This is a genomic window from 'Prunus avium' virescence phytoplasma (assembly GCF_050916135.1).
GTDB classification, from domain to species: Bacteria; Bacillota_I; Bacilli_A; order Acholeplasmatales; family Acholeplasmataceae; genus Phytoplasma; species Phytoplasma ziziphi.
In genome coordinates this window covers 436,103-457,703 of sequence record NZ_CP069156.1, presented here as the reverse complement: position 1 = coordinate 457,703, position 21,601 = coordinate 436,103, and the positions used below count along the sequence as shown (strand labels likewise).

Here is a 21,601-nt window from a genome sequence, read left to right as displayed (position 1 = left end):
AATTTCTATTTAAGTTAAAAAAAATTTTAACTTTTAAAATAATAATTTTAAATTTTATTTTATTATTTCATGTAAAAATTTTAAACAAAAAAAAAAAAAAACAATTTATATATGCTTTTTAAATAATAATTTTGAATTTTTTTTAATCTTATCTTATGTCAAAGAAAAAATTCAAATCATTTATTTTTAAAAAAAATTTAGGTTTTGAAAACTTTTAATATTTTTTTAAAAATCTTTAAAACTAATTATTCAAAAAATAATTTTCATATTTTTTATAAAAATCTTTAAAACAGATAATATTAAGAAAAGAGTTATTCGAAAATTTTTTTAAAATTAAAAAAAAAAAAAAAACATAATTAATTAGTAGAAATTCATTATCTTTTAATAAAAAATTACGCATTAATTTTAAAAAAAAACGTTTATTTCTGTTTAATTTCCTATATAAAGTTACGAGGTAAAAAAAATTTATAAATATTTTTTAAAAATAAGAAATTATTTCGAAAAGTTTAAATATTTTTTTAAATTAAAAAATGTTTTCTTAGTTTGAAAAGATATGAAATTATCAATGTCCCGCTTCACTAAAATGGAACCAGTTGGAAAGTTAAAATAAGTCAACTATTTATTAAAAAAATAGTTTGACTTATTTTTTTTGTTTCGAAATAAGTCAAACTGAAAAAGGAGATTTCAAAAATGAATAAATATTTATATGGTTTAAAAGAAATCATTAATTTTTTAATTCAACAAAATTATTTTAAAATTCGTTTATTTAATCAAAAAACTAATTATAACGTGAATAACCAAACTTTATATCTTAATTATGCTGACCTTTATGAAATACTGGTAATTTTGAAAAAAATAAAAAGTCCACCTTTTAAAATTCAAATGAATTTACAAATGACTAAGAAATATACTTTTGATCTTCAAAAGAAAATTTTATATTTAAAACAAGAACCTGAAATAAATACAATGGTCGCTTTAAATGAAAAATTATATCAACAAGTTTTTGGAGAAGCACCTCAAGAAGATGGTTGGGATGATTTAATTGAAAGAAACCGAAAAAAACTTTTTGGAGAGATAATGATATCTGATGACAAAAACACAAAATAATCAAATCATTCTTTCTTATCAAGAAGAAATTAAAAATAAAATCAAAACTTCACTTGAATTAAAAGGTTGGGTTTATGGTAAAGATTATCATGAAGAAGATTTAATCACTATCGGAAAATATTTAAAAGCTAAAAAAGAAACACCTTTTGGTTATCAATTGATTTTAAAAAAGAAATCATATATGCAGATGTTTTATAAAGAGACAGATCAAATTATATTTTATCATTTTCAAAATAAGCTTCAAAAAATCCATTCTTTATTTAATCAAAGTTTGAATTTAGAAAAATTAAAAACGATGAATATAGCCAATTTTACAAATAACAAGATTATTAAAAAATATTGGAATTATTTCGAAAGTGAACAAACAAAACCTAGTTTATATCTTTATGGCGATTTTAATACTGGTAAAACATTTTTCTTTAAATTAATAATGCAATATTTTCTTAAAGAAAAAAAAGATTTTTTGTTTCTTTTCCTTCCAGATTTACCTAGACAATTTAAGCCAGGATGGTTTGATGAAGAATTAAATAACAAAATGGATCATTTAAGAAATATTCCTTATTTATTCTTAGATGATTTGGGAGCGGAAAATTTAAGCATTTATTTTCGCGATGATATTTTATATCCTCTTTTAAACGCTCGTCAAGAAAAAGGATTAATTACTTTTATTAGTAGTAATTTAAATCCTTCACAATTGTCAGAACATTTAAAAATTACTAATGATAATAATCAAATTCTAAAAGCCCTTCGTATCATTAATAAACTCAAAAAAATGTGCCAATTTTATAATTTAGATTTGACTCATAATAATTTAAATCAATCTCAAAAAGGAGTTTTAAAATGAAAATTAATTTAAAACAGAATAGTTGGGCCTGGTTTCAACATCGTAAAAATTTTGTGAACGCTTCTGAAATAGGAACCATTATGGGTCTCAATCCTTACGAAACCAAAGAAGACTTAATTAAAAAAAAATTATTTGGTAGTTCCTTTATTTCTAATCCCGCGATGGAACATGGTAAAAAAACCGAACCAAAAGCGAATTTATTTTTTTCAGTGAAAACAAAAAGAAATTATAAACCCGCAGTATTTACCAGAGATATTTTTTCCGCTTCGTTAGATGGATATCATGCAGAAAGTGAGACGATGTTAGAAATAAAATGTCCTTTGGATAAAAATAGTTCTTCATGGAAAGATTTTTTGAAAAAGACATTATACCTTCTTATTATTGGGCTCAAATCCAATGTGGGTTATTTTGTTCCGAAAGTAAAAGTGCCTTTTTTTTAGTGTACTTTAATCCTCAAGAACATTATCTCCAAGAAGTATTTTTAAAATCTTCTTTTATTGAAGAGATGAAAATTAAAGCTCAGGAATATCAAAAAATTTTACAACAATATCAAACATTAATGAAAGCAGAAAAGAAGATTAAAGATGACAAACACAAAACAAAATATAAATAAGAAAATAATAAAAATAAAAGGAGTTGAAAATAAATTATGATAGGGCCAATGTTAGAAATTATTTTTGAAGATAACCAAAACACTATTAAAAAAGAAGAGAATTTTTATTTTGAAAGCTTACTTTTAAAAAAATTTTTATACAACAATAATAAAATAACTAAAGTATTCGAATATAAATATAATGATAAACGTATATTACAGGAAACCGAAGAATATGATTATCAAACTTATATACAAATTTTTAATCTAGATTTTAAACAAAAAAGAAAAAGAAAAGAAAAAAGGAATTAAACCATGTCTATTAAAAACAAAAAAAATAAAAAACATTATCCAAAAAAAGAATAAAAATTTTGTTTTACGAAAGCTGATTTAATTACACAAATAGCTAAAGAAGGTAGAGTTACCATTACCGAAACAGAAGCTTTTTATAACATCTTCGAACAAGAATTAACCAAAGCGATTACTAACTATTCAAAAGTAATTTTGTCAGTAGGTTTAGGAAGATTTGTCTTAAAAACTCAGCCCGCTGGAAAATTAACAAATGTTAAAGGAAAAAAAATTTATTATCCTGAATCTACAGTTGTCAAATTTAAAATTTCAAATACTTTAAAACAAGCGGTTAAAAAAATTAAATTAACTTAATTTAAATAAATCAAAATAATTTAACTTTTCCGCTTTATAAAAGAATATAAGGTTTTTTTAAACTAAAAAAAATCTCCTTTTTGACTTTATATTCTTTTATAAAGCGGAAAAGTTAAAAAGAAAGAAGGAAAAAATGCCTTTTATTAAAAAAAACCATAAAACAAAAACAAAGAACATTCGAAACAAAAAAACAACTAATCCAAAAAAAGCTAAAACAAAAAACAATAAAAACATATTGTCTCCAAAAGTGAATAATACAAATTATTTAATTGTAGAACAAATTCAATCACTGTTAAAAAAAATTAAATAAGTCAAAGGAAACAATTAATGATGTGGCTTTTATTAACTCCTTTTTTTGGTATGTTTACTTTTATGAAAGATTGGTTTCATGGGTTTACAGTAGCGGAAATTTTAAATCGCAGATTAGATTTTATCGCCACTAATATTTTAGTTACCAGTTTTTTAATTGGTTTTAAACCTCTTTTTCTTTTAGTAAAAAATATTTTATCTTTTCCAATAATGTTTGTGATAGGTTTCTTCAAACCAAAAAAAGCAGTTCATTATTATCAAGAAAACATTACTAAATTATTAAAGAAACAAGATAAAATGGAATTAAAAAAACAATTATTAGAACAAAAGAAAGAAAAATTAGCAGCCAAAATAATCAAATTAGAAAAGAAAATAAGGATCAAGAAAACTCCTTTTCAGGAAGAAAGAGAGGAGGAAGAAGCGAATGAATAATTGGTCTTTTATGATTGGTTTAGCTTTTGCATTCGGGTTTATTCTTGGCAGCGTTTTTAATTTATTTATTCTTAAATGGTTAGATAATAAAATCTATCGTCCTCATCCTGAAATAAAAAACAAAAATCTTTTAAAAGACATTGAAAAAATAATTAATCAAAAAGATAAACAATTAAAAGATTTATCATTAACTATTAAAAACCTTCATATTAACCCACATGAAAAAGAGAAAGAAAATGAGAAATTGAAAAAAGATATCATTCTGGAAAAAGAAGCCCATAATCATTTATCTGTAATTAATCATGAAAACAAAAGTTATTAAATAATTAAATAAATAAAAGTAAAGGAAAAAAAGAAAAAAATATGGCAATCCAAAACATTAACAATAATACTCTGAAAAGAAAAAGAATAAGAATATCTAAAAAAGGTTCATTCATCCTTTTAGGTGTTTGTAGTCTTTTAATTATCGTTTTAGGAAGTTATTTTTACATGACGACCAAACCTCAAATAGAAACGAATATCTTATAATACCTTGTCAACAAGAAAATAAGGATTTAACTTCTTTAGAAATTAAAATGAAAACTCTCCAAGAAGAATTAAACAAAGAAAATTTAACTCCTGAAACTAAAAATAATTTAGAACAAATTATGAAAAAACAACAAGAAAAACAAACAAATTTAAAAAATTTCATTACTTTTCAAACTTATATGAATCATTTAGAAACTGATATTCAAGAATGTGAAAAAGAATTAAAAGAAAATGAAGTTAAAAAGGAAACTTCTTTAGCTAAAAAACATCAGCTGGCGGAAAAAAAATTAACTAAAGAAAAAGAATTTTTAGCTTTAAAAGAAAAACAAAAATTATTCACTGAAAAAGATGAATTACAAAATGATATTTTAAAAGATTTAAAAGAAAAATTAAAAAAACCTAATTTAACTCCTGCCGATAAAACTCCTTTAGAAACCAAACAAACAGAAATTGAAAAACGTATAATAGAAATCAATCAAGAAATTAATAATTTAATTACTAAAATGCAATTAAAAAATAAAATTGAAGCTTTAACAGAGGACATAGAAATGGAAAAAGATGAAGCTTTAAAACAACTTTTTATCAAACATAAAGAAATTTGTCAACAACAATTAGAAACTTTAAATTAATTGAAAAACAAATTTTCTTTTTGGTTGTCTCTTTATAGTTTATGTTTCTGTTTTTATTTAGGCATTGGAATTGCTTATTATTATTTATCTCCTCAAGAAAAAATAATATCTCCAAAAACTGTATTTTCTGAGATTTCAAAAGAAAAAGAAATACTTTTAAACAATAATTTTCAACCAGCTTCTTCAGAAATTGATCGTTTTTATTATCAATCCGTTATACCTATTAAAAAAGAACACTTAGAACATTTAGAAGTTTATGATGTTTATTTAGGTGAAAATACAGGGATGAAAGAAGTTTTGGGTTGGTTAAAATATTTTTTTCCTTATAAAAAATTTGAAACTCATTTTAGTTATGCTTTATATAATACTTCTGATATTGATAACCAAGTATCTTTTAATTTTCGGATTAAAGAACCTCCTCCTGAAAAATTTTTATTAGCTTATTTTGAAGGAGGAAGTAGAGAGGGTCAAAATGATAAGTATACTTTAGAAGATTTAAAGAACATGGGTAATGGAGCTTCTCATTTATATTTCTTTTGGAGTATGAATAAACCTTATTCTCCCCAACCAATACCTTTTATTCCTGAAAATTACCATTTAGAAATTATTTATGATAAAGGAACTAATTTTGGAGGACCAAGTTATTTGGCAATCGATAAAATCGTTATTAAAGATATTCAAAAAGATAAGATTTTTGGTGTTTATCCGATTAATCAAAAAATTAAAGAACCTTTCGTCATCTTTAATTATGATTTTAAATTAAAATTTCCTTTTTATAATTACGAACAAGAAGGCGTTTTATGGAATACTAATCATATTAAATCTTTAAAAAAAATTGATTTATATGAGAAAAGAACAGGACAACATCGAACTTTATATTATGATGTCGATGAATAATTCAAAAAAGAAAGGAGGCTTTATATGACTCTTATGAAAAAAATTTATTTTAGTTTTTTAATTTTTTTAAGTTTTTTAATTATAGGATTGAGTCTTTATTATGGGTTAAATACTAACAAGGTTGTTACTAACAAGAATACATCTCCTCTTAATAATGTTGAAAATCAAGAAACTTTATCTTTGTTAGAAAAAAGATTAAAAGATTTAGAAGCGGAAAATCAACAAAAAATAAATGAAGCAGAACAAATTAATACTCAAGATAAGCTTTTATCAGAAGAAATCCGTTTAAAAATGGGTCAATTAAGAGATTATATGGTTCAACTAGGTTATTTACAAAAAGCAATTCAAACTCAAGAAGAAGAACTTAAAAAAGAATTATTATCGGTTGATGAGAAAAAAATTTTAGAACAAAAAATGAAAGATTTAAAAAGTCAACATGCCGACATTCAAACTAAGAAAGACCAATTAAATCAAGCAACTTTGACTTTAATCGAAGAAAGAAAAGCGTTGCATCAAAAGAAAACTGAAAATGAAACAACTATTAAGGAACAAAAAAAAGTTTTCACTCAAGTAACTCAATTAAAAGACTTTGAAGAAGAAATTAATCTTTTAACTGAGGCCATGAATTATAATGAAGCGGAAAAAAAACAAATTCAAAGTTTATTAATTCAAAATGAAAATAATGATGAAGAAATTAAAAAATTAAAAAAATATCAATTATTTTTAGATCAACAATTATTATCTTTTGATCAAAGAATTAAAAAAATTGAAAGAGAAATGAAAGCTTTCAAAGAAAATACGCCTCTAGAAGAAAAGAAAAAGAAAAAAACATTTCAAGATGTTTATGGTATGGAAGAAGAAAAAGAACAATTCGCTAATATTATTCATTATTTTAATGCCAAAAAACATATTATTGGTTATCGGAATTTAAAACCCATGGGTATTTTATTATATGGACCTCCTGGAACAGGAAAAAGTCATTTAATGGAAGCATTAAGCGGTGAAGTAGACGCTCATTATATTTCTGTCGATCCTTCTCAATTTGATAAAACCTATGTCGGAGAAGGTAATGAAGAATTAGAAAAGATTTGGGCCGAAGCTGAATCCCATGAGAAAACAATTATCTTCATTGATGAAATTAGTGGGTTAGCGAATCGTGAAGATAAAAACGCTAATCAAACTTCTAAAAACATTATTAATAATTTATTATTAAAATTAGATGGTTTTAAAAGAACTGATAAAAAAATTATTTTAATGGGTGGTACTAACCATTTAGAACAAATTGACGGCGCTTTAAGAAGTCGTTTTCAAAAAGAAATTAAAATAGATTCTTTTAAAAAAGAAGAAACACCTGGTTTTTTAAAATGGTTTATGTTAAAAAATAATTATCGTTTAAGTTATCACGCTGTTAATCATTTAGAAAGTTTAGTGACAAGAGCTTATAAGCATTTAGAAAAAATTAATAATGAAGCTCAAGAAGAAGCTCAAAAAGAAGCTCAAGAAGAAGCTCAAAAACATAAAATAAATATAGAAATCAAAGAGAAAACTTTATCCAATCGTGATTGGGTTAAATTAGTAACGGAAGCGGCTACGAATTATGACCGTTTCGCCTTTGAAAATCAAAATCATGAAGTCATGTTATCTTCTGATTTAGATGAAGCCTTAGATAATCTTTTAGGAATTAAGAAAACTAAAGGAGAAATCTTAGCTTATCGTAAAGAATGCGAAGATCAATATAAAGAATGGAAACAAGGAACTTTAAAATATTTAGAACCAAATAAAGATAAGACACCTATTCAAAAAACTTATATTTTGAGTCGTTTCAACGGTTTCGATCAATGTCAATACAAAGATAAAATTCCTAAAGATTTAGCGCCTTTTATTAGAGAACCTTTCAATAATTGGTATTATACAAATAAAATGCCTCCTTATAAAGGTCTTGGAGGTAGTGAAATGAGTTATTTTGTATGTTCACAGTTTGATATAGATAGTTTAAGTAAGGAAGATTCTAAATTTAACAATTCTTTTATCAGTATCGACGACACTATCCAAATGAAATACAAAGGTCCTAAATATTTATTAGAAGAAGATAAAGACTTTTACGTCAATGAAGTTCGATGTCCTTTACAACAAAATAAAAGATGGGAAAAAGGTAGAAACGCTACTTACTACCTTCACTTTAATCCAAAAAAACAATATATTACTTTATATACAGAGAAAATGAATACCAAAGAAAAATAAAAACAATTTACCACAAAAAGAGAGATGAAAAAAAACAACTTTTAATCAAAAATTCCTTTATAATAAAAAAAGATTTTTGATTTAAAAGAGAATAGAGGCTTTTTGTGGTTTTACCATTTTAAATATCAAAAAGAAAACCAACAAAACGCTCTCAAATAATAATGAGGGCTTGACTTGTTGGTTTTCTTTTTGAATACCTCATTGAAAAAAATATTCAGCCAAAACAAAAAAATTTAATTTAATTTTCATAAAAAATTTAGAAACAATAAAATAGAGGTTAAAATAAACTATAAATTCTCTCTATGAGAGGCAAAATAACTTAAATAAGACATTTTTTTTAATTTTAAGTAGAATACTATTACTAGATACTTTTTAATAAAGAATAGACACCTTTAAAGCTGTCATTTTTGATGATATCTTAAAATTAGACCGAACATTCCGCCATTTTTAATTATTTTGTTATTTATTTAATTTTTTTAATCAAATTTATATAAAAAAAATTGATTAATAAATATTTTTAAAAATCTTGAATCTTGTTTTTTTTAAAATTTTAAATATTTTTAAAAATCTTGAATCTTGTTTTTTTTTTTTTTAAATCTTGCTTTTTTTTAAATTTTTTTAAAAAAAATATTTGACAAAATATATATTTTTTGTTATAATAAAAAAACAAGATTCAAGATTTTTAAAAATAATATATATATATTATTTTTTTTTTTTTTAACATATGTTTTCTTTTTTTCTTTTTCTTTGGTTCTTTCTTTTTCTTTTTTTCTTTGTTTAGTTAAATTTTTTAAAATAAATTTATAAAATTTTTAATTTTTACTTGACATTTTATTTTTTTTATGTTACGATAATAGTAATTAATAAATAGTTTACTTTTTTAATTTTTGAACTTTCCAACTGGTTCTATTTTGATGGAACACAACCCAACTTAATTTTAAGCATTTCAGAACAATTTTAAAATAGAAAATTGTATTAAAAAATAAAAGTGCTTTTTCTTACTACTATTAATTTCTTTGAAAACGATTAATTTAATTTTTTAACGTTACTTTGATAATAAATTTAGGTATAAAAAAAGACCTTCCGTTTGAAGATCTTTAAAAGATATTTAATTATTTAAATTTACTTAACTGTTTTAAATAAATATTTTTAGTTATTGTTGGTTTAGTTTTGTCGAAAAATTTTAAATATTTTGGGCTATCTTTAAATATTTTGTGTTTGATTTTTCAATTGTTATTTCAACGTTATTTTTTTTACTTTTGCTTTAGTTTTTTAAAGAATGTATGATGTCGCCTTTGTTATATAGTCAGATTGTTTATTTTGTGTTGATTGAATTACTATTTTTCTATCTATTTCTTGTGGGTCTTGTTTCTTTTGGTTTCTGTCTGGTAATTGTTGGTCGTCTTTTGTTCCTTGGTTTCTATCTGCTCCTTGTTTGTATTGTTGTTTTTGGGTGTCTTGAATAAGTTTGTTAAAGAACGTATGAATCCGCTCTTGCCCGATTTTATATGTTTAGGTTGTTTATTTTGTGTTTCTTGTGGGTTTTGTTTTTCTTTTGAATCTTGTGGACTTTGTATTTCTTGTGGGTTTTGTTTTTCTTTTGAATCTTGTGGGCTTTGTGTTTCTTGTATTTCTTGTGGGTTTTGTTTTTCTTTTGAATCTTGTGGGCTTTGTGTTTCTTGTATTTCTTGTGGGTTTTGTTTTTCTTTTGAATCTTGTGGGCTTTGTGTTTCTTGTGGTTCTTGTATTTCTTGTGTTTCTTGTGGGTTTTGTTTTTCTTTTGAATCTTGTGGACTTTGTATTTCTTGTATTTCTTGTGGGTTTTGTTTTTCTTTTGAATCTTGTGGACTTTGTATTTCTTGTATTTCTTGTGGGTTTTGTTTTTCTTTTGAATCTTGTGGACTTTGTGTTTCTTGTGGTTCTTGTGGGTTTTGTTTTTCTTTTGAATCTTGTGGGCTTTGTGTTTCTTGTATTTCTTGTGGGTTTTGTTTTTCTTTTGAATCTTGTGGACTTTGTGTTTCTTGTGGTTCTTGTGGGTTTTGTATTTCAGCGTTTGGTGATTCTAATTTATTTTGCTTTTCAACTATTTTTTTTGTATTAGGATTATTTGGAGTCGTTGTTTTAGTGAAGTGCCAATATCCTAATGCAAAAATTACGACAATAACCGCAGATACTGCCCAAAGATATATTTTTTTTTGAGGTTTCATATTTAGAGTTTTAATACCTTTTATTGATTTTATGTAAATTAAAAAAGATTTTTTTATTTTACATAAAGATTCTAGACAAAAAAAAAAAAAAACAACTTATATATATTTTTTGAATAATAATTTCGAAATCTTTTTTAATCTTATCTTATGTAAAAGAAAAAAAGTCAAATCATCGATTTTTAAAAAATTTAGGATTCGAAAAATTTCAATATTTTTTTTTAAAAATCTTCAAAACTAATTATTAAAAAAATAATTTTCATATATTTTATAAAAATATTAAAAAAGATAATATTAAGAAAAGTGTTATTCGAAAATTTTTTAAAAATAAAAAAATCTATAATCAATTAGTATAAAAATTCATTATCTTTTAATAAAAAATTATTCATCAATTTAAAAAAAAACGTTTATTTTTGGCTAGAGGGAACGCCAAAAGACAAATCATTTATTTAAAAATAACTGATTCGACTTTTTTCTTTTGTATAAGATAAGATTAAGAAATATTTCAAACTTATTATTCAAAAAATATATATAAGTTGTTTTTTTTTTTTTTTCTAAAATTCTTATATAAAATAATAAAAAAATTAAAATTATTATTTTTAAAAGTTAAAAAATTTTTTTTAACTTAAATAAACTTCAGAAAAGGTATTAAAACTCTAAATATGAAATATCAAACAAAAAAAAATGTAATTAGGAGAACCCATACAGCTATCATTGCGATTTTTTCATCAGTATATCGGAACTTCAATAAGCCAACTACTCTTGAATATCCACAAACTTTAAGAAATACTACTACAGAAGAAACAGTCGAAGAAAAAAATATATCAGAACAAACTAAATCTCCTAAAACAAAACTTGAATCATCTAATATTAAACAAACTAAAAATTAGATAGATGATGAAATAATATGTCAATTTACTTAAATAATACTGAACGTGATGTAGAAAATAAAGTTATTAAAAAATTAGAATCATTAGGATATATCACTGATATACAAAATCCTGATAAAGATGTTTATTTACAAAAACCTAAATATAAAGAGGAATCAAAAAAATTAGCTGGCAGAAAACCAGATTTTATTATTTATTCCCGACAAAACGAACCCTTAGCTATTATTGAAACTAAAAAGCCAAATTCTAATTTGTTAAATGCAGAAAAACAAGCAGAAGAATATGCTAAAAAATTAGGAATTAAATTAATTTTTAGCTATGATGGATATCGTTTATTTTCTAAACATCTTTTCTTTAATGAAGAACTTCAATTTGGCGACACTCCTTTAGTTGATTTTGTGCAAAAAAAAGATTTAGAAAAATTTGTCGATAACTATAAAATTAATTTTAATTTTGGTAAAAAAATTCAATCTGAAAATCAATTTATTCAAGAATTAAAAAAATTAGAAGATGTTCTTTGGGCAACAGGTTTAAAAAAAGGAGACGAAAGATTTACTGAATTTTGTAAAATATTATTTTTGCGTTTAATTTCTGAAAAAGACAAGATTAATAATATTTGGACAAATATTGTTAATGCTTCTCAAGAAGATATTATTCATATCATTAATGGAAATTTAAAAAAATTAAATAAAAAATATCAAATGAATAAATACGGAGAAGAATTAAAACTGGATGTTAAACATCACGCTAAAGAAGTAAAATATATTGTCGAAAAATTAAGCGAAATTGATTTTATAAACACATCACTTGACGTTAAAGGGAGTGCTTTTGAATTTTTTTTAGGTTATCGTGGTTTAAATGATGATTTAGCTCAATATTTTACTCCTCGTAATATTATTCGTTTTATGTGTGATTTAGTAGAACTGAAACCGGGAGAAAAAATATATGATCCTTTTTGTGGTTCAGGCGGAATTTTAATCAATGTCTTTGAATATATAAAAAAACAAATAGACAAAAATGACAAAAAAGCTTTACAAAATTTAAAAGAAAATTCTATTTATGGTGCTGATATTAATTCAATAGCTTATGTAGCTAAAATGAATATGATTTTAGTAGGAGATGGTCATGCTAATGTTGTTCAACAAAAAGGCGGTTCTTTAATTCACAAAAGAACTAATCAATATGATATCGTCATCACCAATATCCCTTTTAATATGAAATTTGGCAATAATACAAATAATTTATACGATATTTCGAGTAATAATGGTAATTCTATTTGTGTTCAACATTGTTTAGACGCTTTAAGTAAAAATTTAAGTTCTCGAGCTTGTATTATTGTTCCTGAACAATTTATTTTTCATAAAAATCTAAAAGATACAAGGAAATTTATTATCAGTAGTTATGATGTAAAAATCTTTTCCTTACCTCAAGGTGTTTTCGAACCTTATACTAATGCTAAGACATGTATTTTATATTTAGAATATCAAGGAATAAAAGGTAATTTAGAATTTATTTATATTGATAATGTTGGATTTAGTTTAGATAAAATATTAAAGATCCAACATCTTTAAATCGCCAAAATTTTAATTATGATAAAATAGCACAACAAGATTTTTCTTTTCAACCTTTATTTGAAATTAAAACTCTTGATTCCGTATTTCTTCGAGATATTTTAACTATTTCACGAGTTCCTATTAAACTTGAATCAGAAAAAGAGTATTTTCAAATCACTATTCAAAGTAATGGGTACGGAATTAAAAAAAGAGGCAATAATAAATTTTTAAAAGGCAAAGATATAGGTGGAAAAAAAGGTTAAAAATCCAGATTTATTATTTTGGATGAAAATTTTTGTTATTCTAAATTAGGAGCTTGTAATGGAGCTTTTGGAAAAATTAATAATGATATACGCGGAGGTGTTTATTCTAGAGATTTTGTTTGTTTTAAATTAAATCCTAATTATTCATGGTTAGTTTAAATTTACTAACTCACCTTTTAAATACACCTTTGTTGATTGAATATTTTCGTAAAAATGACAAAGGCACAGCTCAAACACGAGTTCATGAAGAAATTTTTTTAAACGCCGTTATTCCTTTTTCTAAAGAAAAACTATTCCAATATAATAATTATTTAAATCCAGAACTAAAAAAATTCAATGAATTAAAAAAACAAGTTGATGAAGTTAAAGAAAAAATAAATAATATTTTATTAGAAAAATTAATAAGTTAGAAAACTTTTGTAATAATTCAATTTTTTTTATTGTTTATTTTATTTTTCATAATTTCTATTTTAACAATAATTAAAAAATAAAATTAATGAAAAAGTAATGTTTTTTCATACAAAACTAACAAAATTAAAATTTTGTAATTTATTTATTCCTAAAAACCAAATAAAATATTTTTTAAACTAAAAAAATAGTTAAAAAGTATAAGTTTTTTCTATATAAAAAAAAGTATTTCTGTTTTTTGATTTTTTTAAGGATATTCATTATATTCTTAAAAGATTAAAATAAAAAAATTTATAACATCAAATTATATTTTATATATGTAAATTTAATAAAAAAATAAAAATAAAATATTTAATTTTACTTTTTTATTATAAATATTAAATTCGGAATATTAATGTAATCTAAACGGTCGCGAATATTGTTTAACTATAAAAAGAAAGCAAAAAATATTCAAAAAATAAATTGAATAAGGTGAAAAAAATATTAACGTTCGTTTTTGTATTATTTATTAAAAATAGTTGTTGATAAATAGTACGTATTTTATATTGATTAAACAAAATTATTATTTTTACAATACCGTATATAATATAGAATGGCAGTTCAGTTTTAATTGATTGTATTATTTTTTTATTTAGATTTTTTGAAAAAAATCTTTATTCGTTGTTATATATAATTAAAATTACAATAATTAAAAATTAAATAGTTTTTTTATATAAATTTTTGTTACAATATTATTGTTAAAAGATAACAAAGTGGTGATCGAAGTTTAATTTTATTCAAGTGATAAAATTAAGTTTAGGAAAGTCCATGTTAGCACATGTTCGTAGGAAAGCATGTAGTGTTTGTGCTTAAGGAAAAAATAACTTAAGGTGTTTGATTTTTTTCAAGCAACGGCTTTTTAAATTCTAAAGACATATTATATATTGTTTATAATAAAGTCTATGAAAATAAAAAATAAAGTGCCACAGAGACGAGTTAATTAGAAATAATTAAGTGAAACGCGGTAAACCCCTCAAGCTAACAATCCAAAATTATGGTAGGAGCATATAAAAATCAGTTTTTCCTAATGTAAATTTTTATAATTGGTTTTTATACTATTTTTAGAAATAAAAGTAGAGATAAATGATCACACTTGTTTTTGATAAAAAAACAAGAACAGAACATGGCTTATTCGTGTTATTTTTTAAAATAGAATCTTTTTTTAAAAGATTCTTTTTTTGTTTATTCAGAATTAAATATAAAATAATTACAATTAATATATTATAATTTATAATTATATATGAATAGATATTTGAATTTTATTTATTAAAAAAATGATCTTTATTTTTTTAATAAATAAAAATTATCATTATTTCGAATTTTTTAATTTAATAAATAATTAAATAAAAAAATATAAATAACATAATATATTCGAATTCATTATTTTTATTAAAAAAATAAAAAAGGTTATTAATAAAGTTTATGATTATAAAAAAGAAAACAGAACAATATGTCATTAGAAGAAACAAAATAGAAGAATTAAAAAAATTAAATGTAGACCCTTTTCGTAATTATTTTGCTGTTAAAAACAATATTTTAGATATATTAAATAAATATGAATCTTGTAGTCATGATGAATTATCCGTAAAGGAGATTAAAGTTGATATCGCAGGTAGAATCGTTACTAATAGAAGCCAAGGAAAAGCAGGTTTTTTTCTTTTACAAAATTTTGATGATTCTATTCAAATTTATTTAAATAAAAAATTAGTTTCTGAAACAGCTTTTAATATTTATCAAAAAATAGATTTAGGTGATATTGTAGGAGTTACAGGTTGCTTATTCAAAACTAAAACGGGAGTATTAAGTGTAAAAGCTTTTAATTTAGTTCATTTAAGCAAAAGTTTAATGCCTTTGCCAGATAAATATAAAGGTTTAAAAGATAAAGAGTATATTAGAAAGAAAAGATATATTGATCTTATTATAAACTCTGAAACTAGAAAAAAATTTCTTATAAGAACAAAAATAATAAAAATGATTAGAAATTTTTTCGATAATAAAGGTTTTTTAGAAGTAGAAACACCTATCTTACATTCTGTTTTTGGTGGAGCAGCCGCTAAACCTTTTATCACTTATCATAATGCTTTAGAATCTAATTTTTATTTAAGAATAGCTACCGAAATACCATTAAAAAAATTAATAGTCGGTGGGATAAATGCTGTTTATGAAATAGGTAGAGTTTTTCGAAATGAAGGAATTGATGCTACTCATAATCCAGAATTTACAACAATAGAAGCATATTTAGCTTATTCAAATATGAAAGATCTTATGGAATTAATCGAATCTTGTTTAAAAGAGATTTGTATGGAAGTTTTAGGACGTTTAGAATTTGATTATCAAGAACATTCGATTAATTTTAATAAATTTGATAAATTTGATATGATTGATATAATCAAAACAAAAACAGGTATTGATTTTCGTCAAGAAATGACTTTAGAACAATGCCAAAAATTAGCTCAAGAAAATAATATTGAAGTAAAATCTTTTCATACTAAAGGTCATATTATAGTTTCTTTTTTTGAAGAATTTGTTGAAAAGAATTTAATTCAGCCAACTTTTATTTATAATTATCCTTATGAAGTAAGTCCTTTAGCACAAAAAAATATTGAAAATGAAGCATTAGTGGATAGATTTGAATTATTTATAGCTGGGAAAGAATTAGTTAATGCCTTTAGTGAGTTAAACGATCCTATAGAACAAGAAAAACGTTTTCAAGAACAATTAGCAGAAAGACAATTAGGAAATAGTGAAGCCGAAGAGTTAGATCAAGATTTTATCGAAGCTTTAGAATATGGAATGCCACCCGCAGGAGGCTTAGGTTTAGGAATAGATCGTTTGGTTATGTTGTTAACTAACACTTCTAATATTAGAGATGTGATTTTATTCCCACATTTCGCTAATAATACAAAAATCAAAAAAATAAAAGATATTTAAAATTCTTTTTATTTTGCAATTATCAAAAAAATTATTTCATTAGAGGTTCCAAAATGATAGGTGTTTTTTATCTTCAAAGTTTTTATAGTATTATGGAAAGTATTCCTTCATTAGAATCTCTAGTTAAAAAAGCAAAAGAAAATCAATATCAATTTTTAGCTTTAAGTGATCATGAAAATTTGCATGGAATGGTTAATTTTTTTGAACTTTGTCAAAAACACAAGATTAAACCCATCTTAGGAATGAAAATATTTTTATCTTTAAAAGAAATTATTGATCAAGATAAAAGAATTAATTTCTTAATTTATGCTCTAAATGATATAGGAATTAATAATTTAATTAAAATATCTAATTTAATCAAAATCAAACAAGAAAATATCACTTTAGAAATTTTAAAACAATTTCAAGAAGGTCTCTTTTTTGTTTTATCTAATATAGATTTCGAACTTTCTAATATAAATTATCCTATATTAATAGAACCAATTTTAACTCAATTAAAAAATAATTTAAATTTTTTCTTTGTTGGCTTGTCTTTACAATCACAAAATTTAGAAATGTTTGTTGATATTTTTTTACCTTTAATAAAAAAATTAAAAATTTTTGTAGTTCCAGCTCATAAAACTAATTTTTTGGAACCTGAACAAGAAGAAGGGCATAAATTATTATTGGAATTAAATAATCCTTGGAAATATTCACAAAATTCTTCAGATGAAAAGATGTCTTTTCAATTTTTGAATCTAAAAGAAATTCAAAATAAATATAATTATTATTATAATGATAGTGATTATCGAGAATGTTTTCTAGATTTAAATTCTTTCATGGATAAAATTCAATATAATAAACTTTTTCCTTCTGACATTGGACTTCCTATATGGAAAGATTCTTCTACAAAAAATTCTTTTGCATATTTAGAAGAAATAACAAATTCTTTTTTGAAACAAAAAATTTCTGTTTCTTCTTCTCAATTTCCTCTTTATTTAAAGAGATTACAAAAAGAATTAAAAATTATCAAAGATATGCATTATGAAGATTATTTTTTAATTGTTTTTGATATAGTAAGATATACAAGAGAAAAAAAAATTCTTTTAGGTTCTGGAAGAGGGTCGTCTCCTGGTTCTTTAGTTTGTTTTTGTTTAGGCATTACAGAGGCAGATCCTTTATATTATAATCTGCTTTTCGAAAGGTTTTTGAATCCTAAAAGAAATAAAAAACCAGATATTGATTTAGATTTTCCAGATGATAAAATAAATATTATTTTAAAATATATTTATGAAAAATATGGAGAAAATTATACGGCTAATATAATCACTTTTAACACTTTAACTACTAAATCTTTTGTTAGAAATGCTAATTATATTAATTATCTGAAAAAAAATCTAAAAGTTAATAAATCTGATCCGAAACAAATTAGAATTCTTTCTCAATTAAAAGGAATGCCTCAATTTACAGGAACACATCCAGCAGGTGTTATTATCAGTAATAAAAATTTATTAGAAAATATTCCAATTCAAAAAAATCCTCATGCTAACTCTCCTTTCAAATATCAAACTCAATTAGATGCTAATTATTTAGAAAAGATAGGTTTATCCAAAATAGATTTATTAAGTTTGAATAGTTTATCTTTAATTGATAAAATTTTAAAAGAAATCAACAAACAAAGAGAAGAAAAAATATCTTGGCAACAATTTCCTTTAAATGATTACCAAACTTATCAATTATTACAAAAAGGAGATACAGAATATATTTTTCAATTAGAATCTTCAGCGGCCAAACAGGTCTTAAGAAAAATTAAACCTCAAAATTTTGAAGATTTGAATGCTGTTTTAGCTTTGAATAGACCAGGTCAAATCAATTATATTAATGATTATTGTCGCAATAAACAGGCAGAAAAAAATTTTTTAATTGAAAAATCAGTTTATAATTATATAGAACATATTTTAAAAAATACATATGGAATTATTTTATATCAAGAACAAATAATGGAAATATCTGTTTCCTTTGCTGGTTATGATTTTGGCGAAGCAGAAATTTTCATGAAATATATCATTCAAAAAGTTATTTCAGATAATGACAAAAATTTAATTAAATCAGAATTTGTCAAACGCAGTCAACAAAAAGGTCATTCTGAACAATTAGCAAATCAAATTTATGATTATATTTTAAAATTTTCTAATTATAGTTTTAATAAAAGTCATAGTGTGTCTTATTCTTTAATTAGTTATCGTATGGCTTATTTGAAAACTCATTTTCTTGTTCCTTTTTTAACAGTTATTTTAAATGAAAATCAAAATATTTCTTATGATAAAGAAATGTTATTAAAAAAAATAAAAAACACAAATAAAATTAAAATTATTGCTCCTAATATTTTTATTAGTGGTGTAGATTATGAATTATCAAAAGAAAAACTTGTATTACCTTTGACTTTGATTAGAAATGTAAATAACGAAATAGCTTCATTTTTCATAAATGAAAGAATTAAGAAAAAATTTGTTAATTTTTTTGATTTTAAAAATAGATGCCAAAAGGTTTTAAATAATGATTTATTAAAAGATTTAGTTTTAGCAGGTGTTTTTGATGATTTTGGTTTAAATAAAAACACTTTATTAAATGAATCTAATTTAGATTATTTAGAACATGAACAATATTTGCTTTCTTTCAAAAAAGAAATTCTATTAGATGAATTACCAGAAGAATATTTAAAAAAAGAAATTTATAGAATTTTTGGTTTTAATTTAAATGTTGTTCTGAATTAATATATTATTTAAATATAATATATCAAAAATTATAGAAATAGGAAAATATCATTTATAATGAATTTATGTAAGAAATTAACTTTATTTTTCAAAGATAAAATTGTTCCTAATTGTTCTCGTAAAAATAAATATTTTCGTTTTTTAATTATTATTTTAGGTTTTATATTTTTTTATTTTACAGTCTCTTTTAATGTTGAAAATAGATCAATTTGGAAAGATAATAATGGATTTAAAGATGTTTCAGATATTTTTAAAGATAATACAAAAAAAATTGAACAACATCAAGATAAAAAAATAGATAATTCAGAAATAAGTGAACAAAGTTTTATTAATTTTAAAGGAATGTTTATCGGGATTATTATTTTTGTTGTTCTATTTGTTTTAAAAAAAGGATTTAACGGAATTAGCTTAGGAACTTTAGTAGGCGCTTGTATTGGCATTTGGATTTCGATCGGAATCCCTTCCATTGTTTATTTTTTAGAATTTGTTTTTTCTGGAAAAATATTTTTCAAAAATTAAAAAAATAAACTAATAGAAAAAGAAGAATTATTAAAAAATATTCTTCTTGAGGTTTTTATTCGTGAAAAGAACTTCTTTATATAAAATAATCGATACTTCTTTTTTTATTAGTATATCAATACTAATTGATATTTTTTTTTCAATTTTTCAAATAAAATTTTTTAAATTAACTTTAGTTGTTCTTTTTTTAGGAGGTTATTTTTTAGGTTTTTTAAATGGCTTGATTATTTGTATTTTTTATACTCTTTGGCATTTAATAAGAAGTTTTTATTCTTTCACAATTTTAGCCCAAAGTTTAAATTTTAATAATACTCAAATTTATTTTTCTATTTTTTTGGATTACATATTACCTAATTTAATTATTAGTCTTTCGGGATTCTGTTTTTATAAAAAAAATAATCAAAAAGAGTTTTTTTTGTTTTTTTTATTAATTAATTTTTTAAGAATGTTATCTACTTCTTTATCTAGTATTTTTATTTATAGAGAATCATTAAAAAAACATATTTCAGAACAAAATATTTTGATTTCAGCTTTATTATTCAATTTAACTCCTTTCATAACTAATTTGTTTATAGGAGGTTTTTGTGTTTTTTATTTAAAAAATCGATTAAAAGATATTTTTGATAAATAAATTTAAAATTTTAAATTACTTTTTTATCAAATTTAAATATTTTTATTTATTACCTTTATTAAATAAAAATTTTTCTTTTAGAATTACTTTTTTATATTATAATGAATATAGCGTTTATACAATAAATTTATGTTTTTAAATTTAAAAAAATTTTATAATATCTAAATTTTTTTAAGATAAGGAATTTGCGATCTTAAAATGTCTAATAAAAAAGAAAATTATTTCATTATTTTATATTATAATTATATTCATATCGAAGACCCTGAAAAATTCAAAGAAGAACATCGGAATTATTGTCAAAAATTAAATCTTTTAGGAAGAATTATTGTTTCTTCTGAAGGAATCAATGGTACTTTGTCAGGATTAAAAGAAGACATCGAAACATACATGGAAGATTTAAAAAAAATAAAAGGTTTCGAAAATATTGATTTTAAAATAGATACGCATCATAAACATGTATTTCCTAGGTTATCTATCAAAGTAAGAAAAGAAATAGTAGCTTTAAAATTGGATAAAGATTTATTTCCTGAAAGTAATTCTGATAGTTATTTAGAACCTAAAAAATTTTTTCAAGCGTTAAAAGAAGAAGATGTAGTTGTTTTAGATGTTCGAAACGATTATGAATATAATTTAGGTCATTTTAGGAATTCTATTAACCCTAACATTTCTAATTTTCGTGATTTTCCAGAATGGGTTGACAAAAATTTATCTTTTTTTAAAAATAAAAAAGTTTTAACTTATTGTACTGGTGGAGTTCGTTGTGAAAAAGCATCTCTTTTATTACGTTCTAAAGGATTAGATGAAGTTTATCAATTAAAAGGTGGTATTATTAAATATAGCCAAGAACCAGAAGTTCAGGGTCAATTATTTGATGGCCAAGTTTATGTTTTCGATCAAAGAATAGCCACTAAAGTTAACAAAAAAGAAAATATTATAGTAGGAAGAGATTTTTTCGATCAGAAACCTTGCGAAAGATATATCAATTGTGGTAATCCTAGTTGTAATAAACAAATTTTGTGCAGTGAAGAAAATGAAATTAAATATTTAGGTAGTTGTTCTTTAGAATGCAGTCTAAATAAAAATAATCGTTATTTATCGAAAAATAAAGAAAATTTAAATAAAACAGATTAATTTTCAATAATATTAAACGAATATATTAATTAATATT

22 protein-coding genes, 1 other RNA gene and 1 pseudogene are annotated in these 21,601 nt (G+C 22.6%); 23 read left to right on the top strand and 1 reads right to left on the bottom strand.

Features of this window, described 5'->3' with window-relative positions; translation table 11 throughout:
* The first annotated feature begins 690 nt into the window (after positions 1-690).
* The 13 genes and pseudogenes from JNO41_RS02110 (at position 691) to JNO41_RS02050 (ending at position 8,242) form a co-directional block, all read left to right on the top strand.
* Positions 691-1,107: a hypothetical protein gene (locus JNO41_RS02110; protein WP_121463891.1), complete on the top strand. Its 417-nt coding sequence runs from the start codon at positions 691-693 to the stop codon at positions 1,105-1,107.
* Complete coding sequence (locus JNO41_RS02105; protein ID WP_121463890.1) at positions 1,088-1,951, top strand: ATP-binding protein; 864 nt, start codon at positions 1,088-1,090, stop codon at positions 1,949-1,951. Before JNO41_RS02110 ends, JNO41_RS02105 begins: the two co-directional genes overlap by 20 nt.
* Complete coding sequence (locus JNO41_RS02100) at positions 1,948-2,391, top strand: lambda-exonuclease family protein (RefSeq protein ID WP_432729325.1); 444 nt, start codon at positions 1,948-1,950, stop codon at positions 2,389-2,391. The genes JNO41_RS02105 and JNO41_RS02100 overlap by 4 nt, the downstream gene beginning before the upstream one ends.
* Complete coding sequence (locus JNO41_RS02095; RefSeq protein WP_432729323.1) at positions 2,391-2,564, top strand: hypothetical protein; 174 nt, start codon at positions 2,391-2,393, stop codon at positions 2,562-2,564. The genes JNO41_RS02100 and JNO41_RS02095 overlap by 1 nt, the downstream gene beginning before the upstream one ends.
* Positions 2,565-2,600: 36 nt before the next feature.
* The gene (locus JNO41_RS02090) at positions 2,601-2,855 is read left to right on the top strand and encodes a hypothetical protein (protein WP_121463888.1); all 255 of its coding nucleotides are present in this window, start codon (positions 2,601-2,603) and stop codon (positions 2,853-2,855) included.
* Between the two features lie 78 nt (positions 2,856-2,933).
* A pseudogene (locus JNO41_RS02085) lies at positions 2,934-3,206 on the top strand (HU family DNA-binding protein); the annotation flags it as partial.
* A gap of 133 nt (positions 3,207-3,339) precedes the next feature.
* Complete coding sequence (locus JNO41_RS02080; RefSeq protein WP_161554974.1) at positions 3,340-3,516, top strand: hypothetical protein; 177 nt, start codon at positions 3,340-3,342, stop codon at positions 3,514-3,516.
* Positions 3,517-3,533: 17 nt separating this feature from the next.
* Positions 3,534-3,947 (top strand): hypothetical protein, encoded by a 414-nt coding sequence (locus tag JNO41_RS02075; protein WP_152031102.1) that lies wholly within the window; start codon positions 3,534-3,536, stop codon positions 3,945-3,947.
* Complete coding sequence (locus JNO41_RS02070) at positions 3,940-4,269, top strand: hypothetical protein (protein ID WP_121463885.1); 330 nt, start codon at positions 3,940-3,942, stop codon at positions 4,267-4,269. Before JNO41_RS02075 ends, JNO41_RS02070 begins: the two co-directional genes overlap by 8 nt.
* Before the next feature lie 41 nt (positions 4,270-4,310).
* Positions 4,311-4,475 (top strand): hypothetical protein, encoded by a 165-nt coding sequence (locus JNO41_RS02065; protein ID WP_161554973.1) that lies wholly within the window; start codon positions 4,311-4,313, stop codon positions 4,473-4,475.
* A gap of 47 nt (positions 4,476-4,522) precedes the next feature.
* A complete protein-coding gene (locus JNO41_RS02060) occupies positions 4,523-5,104 on the top strand; it encodes a hypothetical protein (protein WP_121463884.1) in 582 nt (193 codons plus the stop codon).
* Positions 5,105-6,001, top strand: a complete 897-nt coding sequence (locus JNO41_RS02055; protein WP_121463883.1) for a hypothetical protein — start codon at positions 5,105-5,107, stop codon at positions 5,999-6,001.
* Between the two features lie 24 nt (positions 6,002-6,025).
* Positions 6,026-8,242: an AAA family ATPase gene (locus tag JNO41_RS02050; protein ID WP_432729320.1), complete on the top strand. Its 2,217-nt coding sequence runs from the start codon at positions 6,026-6,028 to the stop codon at positions 8,240-8,242.
* A 1,349-nt stretch (positions 8,243-9,591) separates the two neighbouring features.
* Here the strand turns inward: JNO41_RS02050 and JNO41_RS02045 are convergent.
* On the bottom strand, positions 9,592-10,449 hold the full coding sequence (locus JNO41_RS02045; RefSeq protein WP_236628361.1) for a hypothetical protein: 858 nt from the start codon (positions 10,447-10,449) through the stop codon (positions 9,592-9,594).
* 659 nt (positions 10,450-11,108) lie between these two features.
* Here JNO41_RS02045 and JNO41_RS02040 point away from each other — a divergent pair.
* The 10 genes from JNO41_RS02040 to JNO41_RS01995 all read left to right on the top strand — a co-directional run bounded on the left by JNO41_RS02040 (position 11,109) and on the right by JNO41_RS01995 (position 21,564).
* On the top strand, positions 11,109-11,336 hold the full coding sequence (locus JNO41_RS02040) for a hypothetical protein (protein WP_121464189.1): 228 nt from the start codon (positions 11,109-11,111) through the stop codon (positions 11,334-11,336).
* A 17-nt stretch (positions 11,337-11,353) separates the two neighbouring features.
* Positions 11,354-12,907, top strand: coding sequence for an N-6 DNA methylase (locus JNO41_RS02035; RefSeq protein ID WP_121464188.1), 1,554 nt, complete (start codon positions 11,354-11,356; stop codon positions 12,905-12,907).
* Positions 12,908-13,170: 263 nt separating this feature from the next.
* Positions 13,171-13,311 (top strand): hypothetical protein, encoded by a 141-nt coding sequence (locus JNO41_RS02030; protein WP_161554993.1) that lies wholly within the window; start codon positions 13,171-13,173, stop codon positions 13,309-13,311.
* A gap of 32 nt (positions 13,312-13,343) precedes the next feature.
* Positions 13,344-13,562, top strand: coding sequence for a hypothetical protein (locus JNO41_RS02025; protein WP_152031110.1), 219 nt, complete (start codon positions 13,344-13,346; stop codon positions 13,560-13,562).
* Between the two features lie 745 nt (positions 13,563-14,307).
* An RNA gene (gene rnpB / locus JNO41_RS02020) (RNase P RNA component class B) lies at positions 14,308-14,735 on the top strand.
* A gap of 286 nt (positions 14,736-15,021) precedes the next feature.
* Positions 15,022-16,530: a lysine--tRNA ligase gene (lysS, locus tag JNO41_RS02015; protein WP_121464186.1), complete on the top strand. Its 1,509-nt coding sequence runs from the start codon at positions 15,022-15,024 to the stop codon at positions 16,528-16,530.
* A 53-nt stretch (positions 16,531-16,583) separates the two neighbouring features.
* A complete protein-coding gene (locus JNO41_RS02010; protein ID WP_121464185.1) occupies positions 16,584-19,283 on the top strand; it encodes a PHP domain-containing protein in 2,700 nt (899 codons plus the stop codon).
* Between the two features lie 57 nt (positions 19,284-19,340).
* Complete coding sequence (locus tag JNO41_RS02005; protein ID WP_121464184.1) at positions 19,341-19,802, top strand: hypothetical protein; 462 nt, start codon at positions 19,341-19,343, stop codon at positions 19,800-19,802.
* 61 nt (positions 19,803-19,863) lie between these two features.
* Positions 19,864-20,433, top strand: coding sequence for a hypothetical protein (locus JNO41_RS02000; RefSeq protein ID WP_121464183.1), 570 nt, complete (start codon positions 19,864-19,866; stop codon positions 20,431-20,433).
* A gap of 198 nt (positions 20,434-20,631) precedes the next feature.
* On the top strand, positions 20,632-21,564 hold the full coding sequence (locus JNO41_RS01995; RefSeq protein ID WP_121464182.1) for a rhodanese-related sulfurtransferase: 933 nt from the start codon (positions 20,632-20,634) through the stop codon (positions 21,562-21,564).
* Positions 21,565-21,601: the final 37 nt, after the last annotated feature.